Source organism: Actinoallomurus spadix (genome assembly GCF_024055725.1).
Lineage (GTDB): Bacteria > Actinomycetota > Actinomycetes > Streptosporangiales > Streptosporangiaceae > Actinoallomurus > Actinoallomurus spadix.
In genome coordinates, this window is the sequence record NZ_JAMXMX010000018.1 from 20,476 (window position 1) to 34,444 (window position 13,969).

Annotated in this window: 17 protein-coding genes; 8 read left to right on the plus strand and 9 right to left on the minus strand. The window is 69.9% G+C overall.

Going from position 1 to position 13,969, the window contains the following annotated elements; all coding sequences use genetic code 11:
- Nucleotides 1-12: 12 nt before the first annotated feature.
- The 5 genes from NE235_RS24720 to NE235_RS24740 all read right to left on the minus strand — a co-directional run bounded on the left by NE235_RS24720 (nt 13) and on the right by NE235_RS24740 (nt 5,187).
- On the minus strand, nt 13-2,046 hold the full coding sequence (locus tag NE235_RS24720; RefSeq protein ID WP_252806989.1) for a WD40 repeat domain-containing serine/threonine protein kinase: 2,034 nt from the start codon (nt 2,044-2,046) through the stop codon (nt 13-15).
- Nucleotides 2,047-2,156: 110 nt separating this feature from the next.
- Nucleotides 2,157-3,386, minus strand: a complete 1,230-nt coding sequence (locus tag NE235_RS24725; protein ID WP_252806991.1) for an FAD-dependent oxidoreductase — start codon at nt 3,384-3,386, stop codon at nt 2,157-2,159.
- Nucleotides 3,387-3,589: 203 nt separating this feature from the next.
- Nucleotides 3,590-4,240 (minus strand): PadR family transcriptional regulator, encoded by a 651-nt coding sequence (locus NE235_RS24730; protein WP_252806993.1) that lies wholly within the window; start codon nt 4,238-4,240, stop codon nt 3,590-3,592.
- Between the two features lie 330 nt (nt 4,241-4,570).
- Nucleotides 4,571-4,807 (minus strand): hypothetical protein, encoded by a 237-nt coding sequence (locus NE235_RS24735; protein ID WP_252806995.1) that lies wholly within the window; start codon nt 4,805-4,807, stop codon nt 4,571-4,573.
- Complete coding sequence (locus NE235_RS24740; protein WP_252806997.1) at nt 4,804-5,187, minus strand: ATP-binding protein; 384 nt, start codon at nt 5,185-5,187, stop codon at nt 4,804-4,806. The genes NE235_RS24735 and NE235_RS24740 overlap by 4 nt, the downstream gene beginning before the upstream one ends.
- 142 nt (nt 5,188-5,329) lie before the next feature.
- On the opposite strand from NE235_RS24740, the gene NE235_RS24745 reads away from it, so the two are divergent.
- Both NE235_RS24745 and NE235_RS24750 read left to right on the plus strand, forming a co-directional pair.
- Nucleotides 5,330-6,139, plus strand: coding sequence for a helix-turn-helix domain-containing protein (locus tag NE235_RS24745; protein ID WP_252806999.1), 810 nt, complete (start codon nt 5,330-5,332; stop codon nt 6,137-6,139).
- 5 nt (nt 6,140-6,144) lie between these two features.
- Nucleotides 6,145-6,312 carry a DUF397 domain-containing protein gene (locus tag NE235_RS24750; RefSeq protein ID WP_252807238.1) on the plus strand — a complete coding sequence of 56 codons (168 nt, stop codon included), beginning with the start codon at nt 6,145-6,147 and terminating at the stop codon, nt 6,310-6,312.
- A gap of 28 nt (nt 6,313-6,340) precedes the next feature.
- Here NE235_RS24750 and NE235_RS24755 read toward each other — a convergent pair whose 3' ends face one another.
- A complete protein-coding gene (locus tag NE235_RS24755; protein ID WP_252807002.1) occupies nt 6,341-7,297 on the minus strand; it encodes an NAD-dependent epimerase/dehydratase family protein in 957 nt (318 codons plus the stop codon).
- Between the two features lie 86 nt (nt 7,298-7,383).
- Here NE235_RS24755 and NE235_RS24760 point away from each other — a divergent pair, with 86 nt between their 5' ends.
- The 3 genes from NE235_RS24760 (at nt 7,384) to NE235_RS24770 (ending at nt 8,820) form a co-directional block, all read left to right on the plus strand.
- Entirely contained in the window at nt 7,384-7,827 is a 444-nt protein-coding gene (locus NE235_RS24760) for a MarR family winged helix-turn-helix transcriptional regulator (protein ID WP_252807003.1), read from the plus strand.
- A 79-nt stretch (nt 7,828-7,906) separates the two neighbouring features.
- Complete coding sequence (locus tag NE235_RS24765) at nt 7,907-8,296, plus strand: hypothetical protein (protein WP_252807005.1); 390 nt, start codon at nt 7,907-7,909, stop codon at nt 8,294-8,296.
- Nucleotides 8,293-8,820, plus strand: a complete 528-nt coding sequence (locus NE235_RS24770; protein WP_252807007.1) for a DUF6036 family nucleotidyltransferase — start codon at nt 8,293-8,295, stop codon at nt 8,818-8,820. Before NE235_RS24765 ends, NE235_RS24770 begins: the two co-directional genes overlap by 4 nt.
- A gap of 92 nt (nt 8,821-8,912) precedes the next feature.
- On the opposite strand, the gene NE235_RS24775 is transcribed toward NE235_RS24770, so the two are convergent.
- Nucleotides 8,913-9,764 (minus strand): alpha/beta fold hydrolase, encoded by an 852-nt coding sequence (locus NE235_RS24775; protein ID WP_252807010.1) that lies wholly within the window; start codon nt 9,762-9,764, stop codon nt 8,913-8,915.
- Nucleotides 9,765-9,848: 84 nt separating this feature from the next.
- Between NE235_RS24775 and NE235_RS24780 the strand changes: the two genes are divergently transcribed.
- Both NE235_RS24780 and NE235_RS24785 read left to right on the plus strand, forming a co-directional pair.
- Nucleotides 9,849-10,304 carry a MarR family winged helix-turn-helix transcriptional regulator gene (locus tag NE235_RS24780; RefSeq protein ID WP_252807012.1) on the plus strand — a complete coding sequence of 152 codons (456 nt, stop codon included), beginning with the start codon at nt 9,849-9,851 and terminating at the stop codon, nt 10,302-10,304.
- A complete protein-coding gene (locus tag NE235_RS24785) occupies nt 10,301-10,858 on the plus strand; it encodes a nitroreductase family protein (RefSeq protein WP_252807014.1) in 558 nt (185 codons plus the stop codon). Before NE235_RS24780 ends, NE235_RS24785 begins: the two co-directional genes overlap by 4 nt.
- Here NE235_RS24785 and NE235_RS24790 read toward each other — a convergent pair.
- A complete protein-coding gene (locus NE235_RS24790; RefSeq protein ID WP_252807016.1) occupies nt 10,839-12,059 on the minus strand; it encodes an acyltransferase family protein in 1,221 nt (406 codons plus the stop codon). The genes NE235_RS24785 and NE235_RS24790 overlap by 20 nt on opposite strands.
- Nucleotides 12,056-12,847, minus strand: a complete 792-nt coding sequence (locus tag NE235_RS24795) for a class I SAM-dependent methyltransferase (RefSeq protein WP_289849162.1) — start codon at nt 12,845-12,847, stop codon at nt 12,056-12,058. Before NE235_RS24795 ends, NE235_RS24790 begins: the two co-directional genes overlap by 4 nt.
- Nucleotides 12,848-12,923: 76 nt before the next feature.
- Between NE235_RS24795 and NE235_RS24800 the strand changes: the two genes are divergently transcribed.
- Nucleotides 12,924-13,967 (plus strand): DUF3068 domain-containing protein, encoded by a 1,044-nt coding sequence (locus tag NE235_RS24800; RefSeq protein WP_252807020.1) that lies wholly within the window; start codon nt 12,924-12,926, stop codon nt 13,965-13,967.
- Nucleotides 13,968-13,969 lie beyond the last annotated feature (2 nt).

The window sequence follows — 13,969 nt, forward strand, 5'->3', positions numbered from 1 at the left end:
CCCCGGCGGCCGTCAGCCGATCGTCCACAGCGTGAGGTTCCCTCCGCCGGCGGCGAAGGTCCTGCCGTCCGGGCTGAAGGCGACGCAGCCGATCCCGGTCCGGCTGTTGACGGTCGCGATGGACGTGCGGCGGGTGATGTCCCACAGCGCGACGGAGCCGTCCTTGAAGCCGCTCGCCAAGACGGCCTTCGGACCGAACGCTATACAGGTGACGCCGGAACCGGGCCCGGTGAGGGTGGTGGTCCTCGTACGGGTGCCGACGTCCCACAGGGTGATCGTCCCGTCGTTGCAGAGGTTCGCCAGCGTCTTCCCGTCGGAGCTGAACGCCAGGGAATGCACGTCGGAATTGACCTTGGCGAGGGTGGCGATGTTCGCGCGGGTCGAGGTGTCCCACAGCTGAAGCAGCCCGTCACTGCTGCTGTTCCCGGGGTTGCCGTTGCCGCTGGCCGTGGCGAGGATCCCGCCGGAGGGGCTGAACGCCAGGGCCGCGACCCAGTGGCCATCGCCGGTGTGCAGGGTCGCGCTGTTCGCTCGGGTGGCCGGATCCCACAGCCGGACGGCCGGGGCGTCGTAGGTGGTCGCCAGCGCCCTGCCGGACGGGTCGAACGCCACGGAGCTCAGGGAGCCGTTCCACTCGACGGGGTCGAGGTAGGGAAGGGTGGTGACGGCACCCGTGGCGACGTTCCACAGGCTGACCGTCCCGTCACCGTTGCCGACCGCCAGGCGGGTCCCGTCCGGGCTGTACGCGGCCGACATGGCGGCCGTGAACCGGTGGTTGAAGGCGGTGACCTGCGCGAGCGGCCTGGGCCACGGGTTGCTGACCCTGTGGGTGAAGGTCCTGACCGGCCTCGTGGTGCGGGTGTCCCACAACCTGGCCTTACCGTCGTCGCCGACACCGGCCAGCGTTCCGCCGTCGGGGCTGAAGGTCACCGACCGTACGACGCCGCCGTCGAGGAGCGTCACCGGCGCTCCGATGTGGAGGGGACTTCGCGTGGCATCCGGCCGTGGAGCCGGGTGCCGGCCCGATTTCCCCGAGCGCATCATGGCGGCCGTCGGGATCGCCGCGACGGCGGCGACGCTTAATCCGGCCACCATGAAGTCGCGGCGGCTCGGACGCCACTGGCGGACGCGCGTCCTCGAGGTCGGTGCCCCGGTGTCGAGCGCCGGTCCACGACCTCGGTGCCGGAGTTCACGGTCGCGGTCGCTGATCATCGTGGTCACGGCGGGCGGGAGCCACGCGCCGTCCGTCCCCGAGGGCGCCGTGAGCCGGTTCAGGATCTCGGCGAGGCCCGGCCGGTCCTCCGGCTTCTTGGCCAGGCAGGCGCCGACCAACCCGGAGAGGTGGGCGGGGAGCCGGGTCAGGTCGGGATCGTCGTGGACGACGCGGTACATCATCGCCTCGGCCGAACCCGTGCCGAACGGGTTGTGCCCGGTCGCGGCGTACGTGAGTACCGATCCCAGCGCGAACACGTCACTGGGCGGCCCGACCGGACGTCCACGCGCCTGTTCGGGAGACATGTACCCAGGGGTCCCGAGAACGGTGGCCGAGACCTGGGCGGCGTCCAGCGCGCGGGCGATGCCGAAGTCGATGACACGGGGACCGTCGGCGGCGAGGATGATGTTCCCGGGCTTGAGGTCCCGATGGACCAGACCCGCGGCGTGGATCGCGGCCAGCCCCTCCGCCAGCCCCGCTCCCAGGACACCGACGGCCTGGGCCGGCAGTGGTCCATGGGCGTCGACGGCCTGTCGCAAGGACGGTCCGGAGATGAAGGCGGTGACCAGCCACGGCGGATCGGCGCCGGGAGCGGCGTCGACGACCGGTGCGGTGTAGAAGCCACCGACCCTGCGGGCCGCGGCGACCTCCTGGGCGAACCTGCGCCGGAACCCCGCGTCGCTCGCCAGCTCGGGGCGCACGAGTTTCACCGCGACCAGCCGGCCTCCGCGAGAACGGCCGAGGTAGACCTGCCCCATCCCACCCCCGCCGAGCCGTCCGAGCAGGCGATACGGCCCGACCTGGTGCGGATCGCCGGGCTGCAGGAGGTCCATGCGTAAGCGCCTCACCTGAAAAGAACATCGATGTCTGTCAGCTCGGACGTGATTCTTCCAGACTCCGGTTCCCTCCCGGCGGAACCGGCAGCGCCTCCGGCCGCTGAACCTCAGGGTCCTGCCGTCTCGGCGCGAGCCGTAGAGCGGTGCTCGACCATCGTGGCCGGCGTATCCCAGTCGATCCTGTGGCGCTGTTCCCAGGTGAGGGACTTCTCGATGTTCATGACCTTGAATGCGAGCGGCATCAGCACCGGAACGATCCTGCGCGCCACCGGGCCGGGAGCCTTCGTATGGTTGACCTTGGCGCCGCGCGCCGCGATCTTCTCCACCCGGGCCCGGCGCAGGCGCTCGTACGCGGCGAACGCCGATGACGGGTCGGGCAGATCGCGCAGGCAGCGCGCCAGCTCGATCGCGCTCTCGATGGCCAGCGAGGCGCCCTGCCCGGTGCTGTTGGACGGTGCGTGCACGGCGTCGCCGACCAGCACCATGCGGCCGCGATACCAGTGCGGCACCGGCGGCATGATGTGAAGACCTCCGACGACGTGCAGGTTCTCCGGAGTCGTGCGCTCGGCCAGCGCACCGCCGGGGACGTCGTCCGCGTACGTCTCTCGTAGCGTGCGCAGCCACTCCTCGGCGGGGATCTCCCGTGCCTGGGTGAGCGTCAGGTACGTGCGCGAGGGCAGGTTGGCGCCCCACGCGGTCCCGCCCCCGGGCTGCGGCCAGTACAGGTAGTAGGCGCGCTTACCGTAGGCGAACGTCGTCGTGCCGGGCTCGACGCCGAGGTCCACGTCGGCGAGGCCGCCCAGGCCGAGCAGGCCGGTGTAGTCAGGGCCGGGCGCGTCCGGATCGATCAGGGCACGGACGGTGGAGCGGATCCCGTCGGCCCCGATCAGCACGTCGGCGTGGGCGCTGGAGCCGTCGGCGAACCGCGCGGTGACGCCGTCCGGGCCGTCGTCCGCGGCCACCAGGCGCTTGCCGTACGCGAACCGCACGCCGGCGGCGACCGCCCGTTCCCGCAGGACCCGGTGCAGGTCGCCGCGCTCGACCATGTGCAGCGGCGTCACGTCCGGCAGGGTGGGCAGCACCTGGGGCCTTCCGCCGAACGACATGACCATCCGCCGCATCGGGATGGCGATGGCGCGGACGGCCTCGTCGGCCCCGATGACGCCGAGCGCCGCGAGGCCGTTGGGCGCCAGGCCGAGGGCGCCGCCGATGCCGTCCGACCCGGCCGGGTACGCCTCGTGAACGGTCGCCTCGATGCCCGCCTTGAGCAGCGCGGCGGCCACGACGGGACCGGCGATTCCGCCGCCGATGACCAGCGCGGTACGTACCTTGGACATGGTTCTCTCCTGTGAGGATGCGTCGGCGCAGCCCGCCGACGTGCTGATTCGCGCGTGGGTGCGAACCGTCCCCCGCGTAGAGAACCCGGATATCCTTCGGTTGCCGCCTTGTGGCCGGGTTCGCGTGCGCGGGCATCGGTTCGAGGTAGGTCCCGGTGGCGGTGTTGGCGCACCGCCGCCGGGACCGTTCTTGGGAGCCGGCTTCAGTCCGGTGTCGTCCCCCTCTCGGCGATCTCCGCCATCTCCTCCGGCATGGCGCCGGTCTCATGCCAGGCCTGCCATCCGGCGAGGCCCGGGAACGTCCCGGACGTCAGCTCGTCGAGCAGCGAGCGAACCCAGGCGGCCTCCGCCTCGAGCATCGCCACGCCGTACTCGTTCTCCACGAGGAACAGCCGGGGAACCCCGTCGTCGGCGACCTCCGCGAGTGCCGCCCGCTGCGCCCTGATCGACTCATCGAGGTGCCCGAGTCGCTCCTGGAACAGGGCGATCGCCTCCTGCGGGGACAGCGTGGCGAGCACCGAGAGTCCCGCCGCGAAACTCGGGTGCTCGCGCCGAGGGGCCGAGATCAGTTCCCGCGTCCAGTCGACCAGCTCACGCTTGCCCGCCTCGGTGATCGCGTAGATCGTGCGCTCGGGGCGAGCACCCTCGCGGTTCGTCCCGATGGCCTCGAGGAGGCCGTGCCTCTCCATGTTCTGCACGACGGTGTAGAGCGACCCCCACTTGATGTCCATGTCCTGGTCCTTGCCGCGGGCACGCATCACGGAGGCCATCTCGTACCGGTGCATCGGCCGGGTGTACACCGTGGCCAGCACGGCGAGGGCCAACAGATTGCCGACCTTCCGCTTCTTGACCACGGTGCCTCCCCTCAGTCGATTACTCGTCTACGAATATACGTGTACGAGTATGCGCCCGCAAGGGCGCCTGCCGCGATCTCGAGCGTTGGATCGCCGGACCCCGACGTCGTACGGCGGCCTGGGGAGGGGGCGCGGGCCCCGCCGGCGCAGGGGGGCTTCGAGGAGGTATGCGATATGTGCGTCATGAGGGTTGATGGGGCTGCGGCCGAGGCCGCCGGCTGGGGGCATCTTTTTCTGGGGTGTTTCCTGAGGCGGGAAAATTTCCGCCTCAGGAAACACCCTCGGGAACGAAGGGCGTCGGGGGTGAGGGGGCGTCGTCCGACATTGACCCTATTCGTGGCGGCCTGGAAGCTGATCTCGACGCTGGATCGCCGGGTAGGTGTTCTCCATTAGCGCCATTCTGTGGTGGAGTTCCGCAGAGGACTCGGCGGTCAGCCAGATGCCTGGTCTGCCCAGCATGTAGCCGTGCGCGACATAGCGGTGGGTATATGCGCCGAAAAGGATGAGCCACCCCGGATGGGCGCGCCGGAGGCCGTACAGTTCCGTCTCGACGTCGCCGACCGTCATCGGGTCACCCGGGCCCACACGGTCTTCCGTGAGCCCTCCCGGCGGACTCCCCAGTGGGCGGCGAGCGCCTCGACGATGAGCAGACCCCGTCCGCCCTCCGCGTCGGAGTCCCCGAACGCGTCCCTGACCCGAGGCTCGTCCGGGGATGAGTCCACCACCTCGATGAGCAGAGCCCCGTCCTCGGGCATGAACCGGGCCTCGAAGATCTCGCCGAGCCTGGCCGCGTTGGCGACGAGCTCGCCCGTGACGGTGCCCGCGTCCTCCAGCAGTTCCGTCAGGCCCCATTCCCGCAACCGATCTTCGAGTACGAGGCGGGCGCACGGTGCCGCCGCCGTGTTCGGGCTAAGAGATATTTCATACGGAAGACGCGATTCGATCACGAGACTTCCTCCGCGGTCGACGATTTCTCCTACCCCTCGCAGGTCGCTGAAGGGATCGCCTCCTCAGCGTGTCGCGCAGGCTTTACCGTCGATACGGTTTCATCGCTACACATCACAACAGCAGACAAGGGAGATCGAAACGATGGGGCGAGAACGGGAACTCGATCCGCGCGTCTCGGCGATCGCGCAGTACGGCTATCGCCTCCGCTATTACCGGAAAAAGGCCAATCTCTCCCAAGACGCATTAGGAGCGCGAGTCGGGGTGACCGGCCAGATGATCGGTCATATCGAGACCGCCAAACGGCCGACCACCCCGGAGATGTCCAAGGGCTTCGACGAGCTCTTCGGCCTCGACGCCTACTTCGAAGAGCTCTGGTGGCACGTCCGCCGCGAACAGACCCCCAGCTGGTTCCGCGACTACGTCGCCGCCGAAGCCCGCGCCGCCTCCCTCCGCCTCTTCAACCCATTGTTGATCCCCGGGCTTCTCCAGACCGAGGCGTACACACGCGAGGTACTGCGAGCAGGACAGCAGGACGGCAAGCTGGAGCAACTTGTCGCCGCACGGCTGGCGCGGCAGGAGATCCTGAATCGAGAAGACCCGCCATGGCTGGTCTTCGTCATCTCCGAGTCGGCGCTGCGGCGGGTCGTGGGCGGTCCCGAAGTCATGCGTGAGCAGTATGCGCGGCTGCTCGAATTGGCAGAGCGGCCGAACATCACGATCCACGTCCTCCCAGATGACGCACCCGTCTACCCATCGGGAGGCTTCACGATCTTCAGCTTCGATGAAGCGCCAGACCTCGGATATGCGGAGGCCGTTAACGGCCATGGTCCACTGATCGAGCAGCGCAAACCGATCGAGGGACTTAGGGTGATGTTCGACCTCATCAGGTCCACCGCCCTCCCGACGGCGGCGTCGGCAGATCTGATCCGAGCCCTGATGGAAGGCACGTGAGCCCTATGGACAGCTCCTCCCCGGAATGGCGTAAAAGCACCCACAGTGGTCAAGAGGGTGGAGAGTGTGTCGAAGCAGCCCTCATGTGGCGGAAGAGCAGTCGGAGTGGTCAAGAAGGCGGCCAGTGCGTCGAGGTCACGGTGCTCGATGAGCGCGAGGGGCGCGGCGACTGAGTGCGGTGACGGCTGCTTCGCCGGTCGTCTACCGCTCGCTCCCCGCACGTAGCCAGCCGACGTAGTCGCGGACCGCACGCTCGGTGTCGTACGCGGAAGTGAAGCCGGTGTCCTGGTGGAGCCGGGTGATGTCGAGGTACGGGTCCTCGCCGGGAGCATCGGGACCGCGACCTGCGGGCAGGTCGATCGCCGCGTCGGGGATGACCGTACGGATCGCGTCGACGACGTCGGCGTTCCTCGTCACTTGGCCGGACCCGATGTTGTACGTGCGGTGGTGCAGCGTCGGCGCGGTCTGCAGCAGGGCGATGGCGCGGCCGCAGTCCTTGACGTAGCAGTAGTCGCCGCCGTCGTCGGCGTACGCGGGCCGGCGCGGTGGGGAGAAGTCGGCCGGCTCGCCCTTCACCGCCGCGTGCACGAGGCGGGGCACCGGGAAGAACGGCGACTCGGAGCGGCCGAGCGGACCCCAGATCGCCCCGATGCGCAGGTTGACCGCCTCGAAGTCCGACCGCTCGGCGATCGTGCCCGCCAGCAGCTCGGCGCTCTTCTTACCTGCGGGGATCGGGTGTGAGGGGGCCATCGACAGCGGCGCGTCCTCGCGGAGCACGGTGTCGTCCACTCCGAGGTAGACGCCGATCGTGCTCGCGAGGCTCACCCGCGGCACGCCCCACTCGGTGGCCGCCCGCAGGACGTTCAGCAGCCCCAGCGTGTTGGCCTGCACCTCATCGACGGGGGAGTGGTCGCGGAAGAACACCGCGGCCAGATGCACGATGCCGGTGATGGGGTGACGCTTGCCCAGTTCGAGCAGCGCGTCTAGATCGGTGACGTCGAGCGGTTCGACGAAGACCCGCCGGCCGACCTCCTCTTCGAGGAAGGCGGGGATCCGGGCCGTACGGCGCCGGGTGAGCACGCAGGACTCGCCGAGGTCGAGCAGGGCACGCGCGGTGTGCGAGCCGATGAAGCCGAGCCCGCCGGTGATCAGGATCATGCAGAGCCTCCAGGAGTATCATTAGCTTGCTAATGAGACGGTAGCGCTCAAGTCATTAGCATGCAATCGACCTTTAGGATCGAGAGGTGGACGACTTCCTGACGCTGCTGGTCCGGGCGCACAAACTCCTGCAGGCGGCCTCCGACGAGGCGATGAGCCGGCACGGCGTCCGGATCGGCCAGAACCTCATCCTGGAGGCGCTCTGGGAGACGGACGGCCTCACTCCGGGTGAGGTGGCGTCACGGGCCCGCCTGCCCATCACCACCCCGACGATCGTGAACACCGCCACGCGCATGGAGGCGGCGGGGCTGCTCACCCGCCGCCGCGACCCGAAGGACGGCCGGCTCGTCCGCCTCTACCTGACCGACCGCGCCCGCGCCGCACAGCAGCCCATCAGGGAGAGCCGCCGCCAGCTGGCGGAGCACGCCACCGCCACCCTCACCGACGAAGAGCGCGCCCACCTCAGGACGGCCCTGCTCAAAATCATCCAACAGCTCGCCACCGATCAGGCCGGCCCGGGTGAACGGTGAGGTTCCCTCGCCCGGTCATCAGAAGAGGTGGGCGACTCGTGAGGCGACGCCCTAAACTCCGAAGTGGAGGTGGCGAGCAGTGTCTGACCAGGCATATCGACCGATGACGGTGGCCGATCTCGCCCTGTACCTGAAGAATGCGACAGATGATGCGACCCGGTGGCGTCTGATCGCTGAATTCCTGGAAGAGTATCGCCAGGAAGGCGTCGAAGGACGTGGACGTCTGCTGTTGCGAGAGCCGCTAAGCAGCGGCGATCAACGGTGGGATGTCCTTTTGGCGGCTCTTGCCGAGCATCTGGCTGCACGTGATGGCCGGGGTGCCCCAAGCTGGGCCGAAGGACGCTGTCTCCGGCGCTTCTGGTTCCCCTTCAACACGCCGGCCGCGCGTGTGGACGCGGTGGTTCACGCGCCGGCGGCCTTCCGCCGTCGCGGAGTGTTCATCGCTCCGCAGGAACTCGAAGTCGCGTGAGTGACGCAGCGCCGCTACTCGATCGGAAGGGCATCGAGGAGGCTTTCAGCAGGCTCGGCGATCGCCTTGTCCGTCGTGGAGTCGTCGCGGACGGAGGAGCGGCGATGGCCCTCGCTTACGACGCTCGCCGCTCCACACGCGATATCGATGCCGTCTTTGAGCCCCACGGCATCGTCCTCGACGAGGCGCAGAACACGGCTAAGGAGCTCGGCCTGCCTCCTTGGTGGCTCAATGAACAAGCCAGCGTCTACGTCGCGCCTGGCGGTGACCCTTCAGCGCGACGCGTTTTCGACCATCCGGGACTCCGAGTGTCCGCTGCATCTCCTGAGCACCTGCTCGCGATGAAGATCATGGCGGCCCGTCGTCGTGATGCCGACGACATCCGGTTCCTGGCCGAGCAGCTCAAGCTGCAGTCTGCTGCGGAAGCCCTTGCCGTTTGTGCCGAGGTGTTCCCCGACGAAGCCGTGTCTGACCGGGCGCGATTGGTACTGGAGGACATCTTCGCCGCGAGCGAGGACTCTTAGACCGCCACGCGGTCGAGCGCGCCGATTCAAATGGTGGCCGTCCCGTGCCGGTCACCCGCCGCCGTTTCATGGGTGTGGTCCGGTTGACTCGTTCAGACGTCGAGGAAGTGGGCGATCGCCTGCCAGGTGCCGTGCGGGTTCTCTTCCGCGAGGTAGTGAACGGCGTCGGGGACGAGTCCGACGGCGAGGTTCTGGTTCCCGGCGGCGGTGAGTCCGTCTCGGTAGACGCCGAGAGAGGTCGTGGTCATGCGCATGCCGTGCTCGCCGCGCAGGTAGAGCAACGGCGTCGCGCAGGCGCCGAGTGAACGGTTGTGGTCGCTGTCCGCGGCGAAGGCGCGGTACATGTCGAAACCCGCCGTGAGGGCGGCCGGGGCGGCGTACGCGTCGGCGTAGACGCGTTGCCGTTCTGCGGGGATGGGGCGGTCGGGGCGGGTGAGCGGATCGAAGAAGTGCCCGAAGTACGCGGCTTCCCGGCCGGTGACGAGGGTCTCCGGAAGGTCGGGCGTGGCGTGGAACGCGAAGTGCCACAGCCGTGGGTTGGCCAGGACCCGGTCCCACGGGTCGACGCCGGGGACGACCGTGTCCAGGATGACGGCGCGGGAGACGTCGTCGTGGTGGTGGACGTAGTCGTAGGCGACCATGCCGCCGATGTCGTGTCCGATCAGCACCGTGTCCGTCACGCCGAGGCCGGTGAGCGCCTCGTGGAGGATGGCGGCGATCTGGTGCTTGGTGCCGTCGGTGCGAACGCCGGCGGAGTCGCCGACGCCCGGCAGGTCGAAGGCGAGTACCCGGTGCGTGTCCGCGGCGATAGGAATGAGCAGGTCCCAGCACCGCCGGCTCTGCGGCCAGCCGTGCAGCAGAACGAGCGCCGGTGCGCCCGGGTCTCCTTCCTCGGTGTACGTCAATGTCCCGGCCGGCACGGTGATCTCCAGTCCCGACGTCATCGTGTCCCCCTTGGTCGAAGAACCGCGAAATTAGTAGGGGCACCCAACCATTGGCAAGTCCAAAGGTTGGGTTAGTCTGGCGTCGTGTCGCGACATCCTGAGTCCCTTCGCCGGCAGCCGACGTTCGTCCTGTCCCGGGCGGCCACGACGGCGCGCCGGGCCTGCGGCGAGGCATTGGCGGAGGTCGGCCTGACGCAGGCCGAGCATGGGATCCTCGCCTGCCTCCACGAATGCGGTCCGCTGATGCAGCGCGATGTCGCGGCACGCCTCGCGCTGGACCCCGCCGACCTGGTCGCGTACCTGGACAGGCTGGAGGCGCGGGCGGCGATAAGCCGCAGGCACGACGCGAAGGACAGGAGACGCCGCGTCATCGAGGCGACGGCGCTCGGCCGCGAGTTGCTCGCCCGCGCCGACGACGCTCTCGCCGCCGCCACTGCGCGTCTCCTGGAGCCGCTCGGCCCTGCGGAGGCCACCCAGTTGATGACGATCCTGACGCGGCTGCTCGGCGCACACGACCCCGCCCACTGGCGGCAGGCGTGAACGCGCCGCGGCTCACGGCGGCGCTCCAGGGGCGGTCCAGCCCGCTGCGCTTCGACCCGGACCATCGGCTGTCCGGCTCGGACATCGAGACCCTGCTGGAGGCGGCCCGGTGGGCGCCGTCCGCCGGTAACTCCCAGCCCTGGGCGTTCCACCTGCGCCGCCGGGGCGAGGACGGGCACGAGCAGCTCGTCGAACACCTCGCGCCGAGCTCGCGCCGATGGGCGCCCGCCGCGAGCGCGCTCGTCGTCAACCTGGCTCGTCGGGAGGTCGACGACAGCGGTTTTCTCTACTCGGAGTTCGCCGACTACGACCTCGGCCAGGCCGTGGCCCACATGACCGTGCAGGCCCACGCGATGGGCCTGGCGTGCAGGCAGTTCCGCGCCTTCGACCTCGAAGGCCTGACCGGCCGACTCGGTGTCACGCCCGGGTGGCACATCCTCACGATGACGGCCATCGGGGTTCCGCTTCCGGACGGCACGACACCCCCCGTACGCGAGCGCCGGAGCATCGCGGACCTCCGCACCGCCTTTCTCGCTAACGCCTCCGGCGGGTGAGGCGGAGTGCGGGTTTCTCGACGGCGTAGAAGCTGAGCGTCGCCGCCGCCAGGGTCAGGGCGGTGATGACGGGGAAGGCGGTGAGGAAGCCGCCGGTGAAGGCGGCGTGGCCGGTGGCGCGGTACCAGGTGACGGACACGGCGAGCTGCCAGAGGAAGACGCCGTAGGAGACGCGGCCGAGGAAGCGCATGACGCGGTTGCCGAGGATCCGGCGCACGCCGTCGTCGTCCGGTCCGGCGAGGGCGACCGGGGCGGCGAAGAAGGCCGCGACCAGGCCGTACAGCAGGACGCGCAGCTCCGACGTCCAGGTCGAGTCGAGGGTGACCATGTCGGTGGGGCCGGTGAGCGGGGACGCCGCGACGCAGTAGAGCACGCCGGCGATCGCCCAGCAGGTGCCCCAGGACTGCGCGATCGTGCGGCAGAAACGGACCGGCGCGGCGGCGCCCGTACGGGCCCAGACGGTCACGACGGACAGCGCCATGCCGATCGCGAACCAGGCGAAGTAGCGCGGCACGAACACGCCGAGCTGGACGGACAGGTGCGGCGTGAACATGAAGATCGTGAAGACGAACGAGATCGCCGCGTAGACCGCGATGGCCCGGAGCAGCCGCCGGGCCCGTACGCCGGGGTCCTCGCCGCCGCGGCGGGCGTACCGGCCGAGGACGGTGGCGGTGACGGGCAGCAGCGCGTACCAGGCGGCCTCGACGGTGAGGCTCCACATCTGGCCGAGCCCGGACGGGCCGAGGTACGTGTGCCACCACGGGTGCGGGTCGTACGTGTAGGTGAGGGTCGCCAGCTTCAGCCAGGTCCACGGGTCGCCGGTGTGACCGGTGAGGATCGTGGCCATCACGAAGACGACGACGAGCCAGTACGCGGGCAGGATGCGGACGGCGCGCCGCCACAGGAACCGGCCCGTACGGGGCCTGCGGTGGCCGTCGAGCAGCAGGGCGGCGGCCCACGGGCGGTAGAGGAACAGGCCGGACAGGGTGAAGAACACCGGGACCCCGATTCCGGCCCCGGACAGGAGCCAGGCCGTCGGGTCGTTCCGGAAGGTGTGGCCCGTGTCGGCGGCGACGTGGAAGACGAGGACCGCGAGCGCGGCGACGGCCCGGACGCCGTCCAGGGCGTCCTGGTGGCCGGAGATCCTGGGCAGGCCGGTGGGCGGGTCCGGCGTCCGCTCCTCGGCGCGCGTCGCGGTCATGGCATCTTGCGCAGCACCAGGAGGAGGTTCCAGGTGAGGAACTCCCGGACGCCGGGGACGCGGATGACGGGGGCGGCCCAGCCGGGGAGGTAGCGCGGCGCCGCCGCCTCGACCGTGACGTCCGCGCGGCGGCGGGCCCAGGCGAGGGCGGCGCCGACGGAGACGGGGTGGAGGCTGTGGCCGTACCGGTTCTTGGGCGGCCGGCCGTACGACCGTTCGTACCGCCGGGCGGCCCGGTGCCCGCCGAGGTAGTGCCAGGGCGAGGTCTCGTGGCCGCCCCAGGGCGACAGCCAGTTGGTGAAGGCGAGGAACACGACCCCGCCGGGGCGGACGACCCGGATCATCTCGGCGCCCATCCGCCAGGGGTCGGGCACGTGCTCCAGGACGTTCGAGGAGAAGCACACGTCGACCGAGCCGGTGGCGAGCGGCAGGCTCAGCGCCGTGCCGAGGACGGTGCCGGGCGGGGGCGGGCCGTGGAGGGTGAGCTCTCCGGCGTCGCACTCGACGCCGACGCAGCGGGCGCCCGCGTCCCGCAGCGCGGTGGTGAAGAACCCGGGGCCGCTGCCGACGTCCGCGACCGTCGCGCCGTCCAGGGCGGCGTACCGGCCGAGCTGGGCGACGGTGTCGGCGGCCAGCAGGCGGTAGAAGCCCTCCGGGTCGGACTGCTCGTCGCGGAAGGCGCGTAGCAGGCGCACCGAGCGGGCGAGCGTCGCGCGGTGGGGGACGGGCGGCACGGGGGACCTCCGGGACGGCGAGGCGGTAATCCTACGCCTCGGTAACGTACTCATCACAGCAGCTCAGCCCAAGGGTGCATTGCCCCTTTTGTCCTCTACGATGCGGTGCACGTCGAGCGGGAGGTCAATTGTGCGGCGCAATGTCGGATTGGTCCTGGTCGGAGTCGCGGCGTTCTTCCTCGCCCTCGGCGCGCTCGTGCGGTTCTACGTCGCGGATCAGGTGATCGCCGCCCCGGCGAACTTCTTCCAGCAGTCGACGCTGGAGGCGACCGGCGCCTCGTACCTCGACACCGCCACCCTCAAGATGCGCACGGGCGCGCACCTGCGGGCGGTGAACACCGTCCGCGGCGACGCGCGCGCCGCCACCCACAAGATCGCCGTGTGGGACTCCTTCACCTCCATCGAGGACCCGGCGACGAGGAAGAGCATCGAGATCCAGCAGCAGCGCGCCGCCTTCGACCGCCGGACCGGGACGCTCCACAACACCAAGGGCGCCTCGGTGGGCGGCGACACCGGCGTCCGGCAGTCCGGGATCGGGACGTTCTGGCCGATCGGCGTGAAGAAGCACTCCTACCCGTACTTCGACCTCTCGACGAAGCGGACCTGGCCCGCGGTCTTCGCGGGGGAGGAGCGCGTCCAGAAGATCAAGACCTACCGCTTCGTCCAGCGGATCCCGCCGACCGTCACCGAGTCCGTCAAGGGCGGGCTGCCCGCCGCGCTGCTGAAGGTGAAGAACCCCGAGAAGCTCTCCGGCTATGACAAGAAGACCGGGAACGTCGCCGTCGACCGTGTCTACGACGCGACCGTGACGCTGTGGGTGGACCCGCGCACAGGCGGCCAGGTGAGCCAGGAGCAGCGGGTACGGACCACGCTGCGCACTAGAGACGGCGTAGACCGGCTCGTCGCCGCCGACCTGGACCTGAAGATGACCGATGCGAGCCAGAAGGCCCTCGCCGAGGTGAACAAGGATCAGGCGCTGAAGATCGCGGCGTTCCGGACGGTCGTGCCGATCGGCGGCGCCGTCCTCGGCCTCGTCCTGCTCGTCGTCGGGCTCGTGCTGGCGATCCCCGGCCGCCAGACCATCATTCCGCTGCCGGAGTCCGCCGAGGGCGCCGCGGGCACGACGAAGGCGGACGGCCCGAGCCGGGCCGTCCGCCCCCGATCCGGGAACTGAAC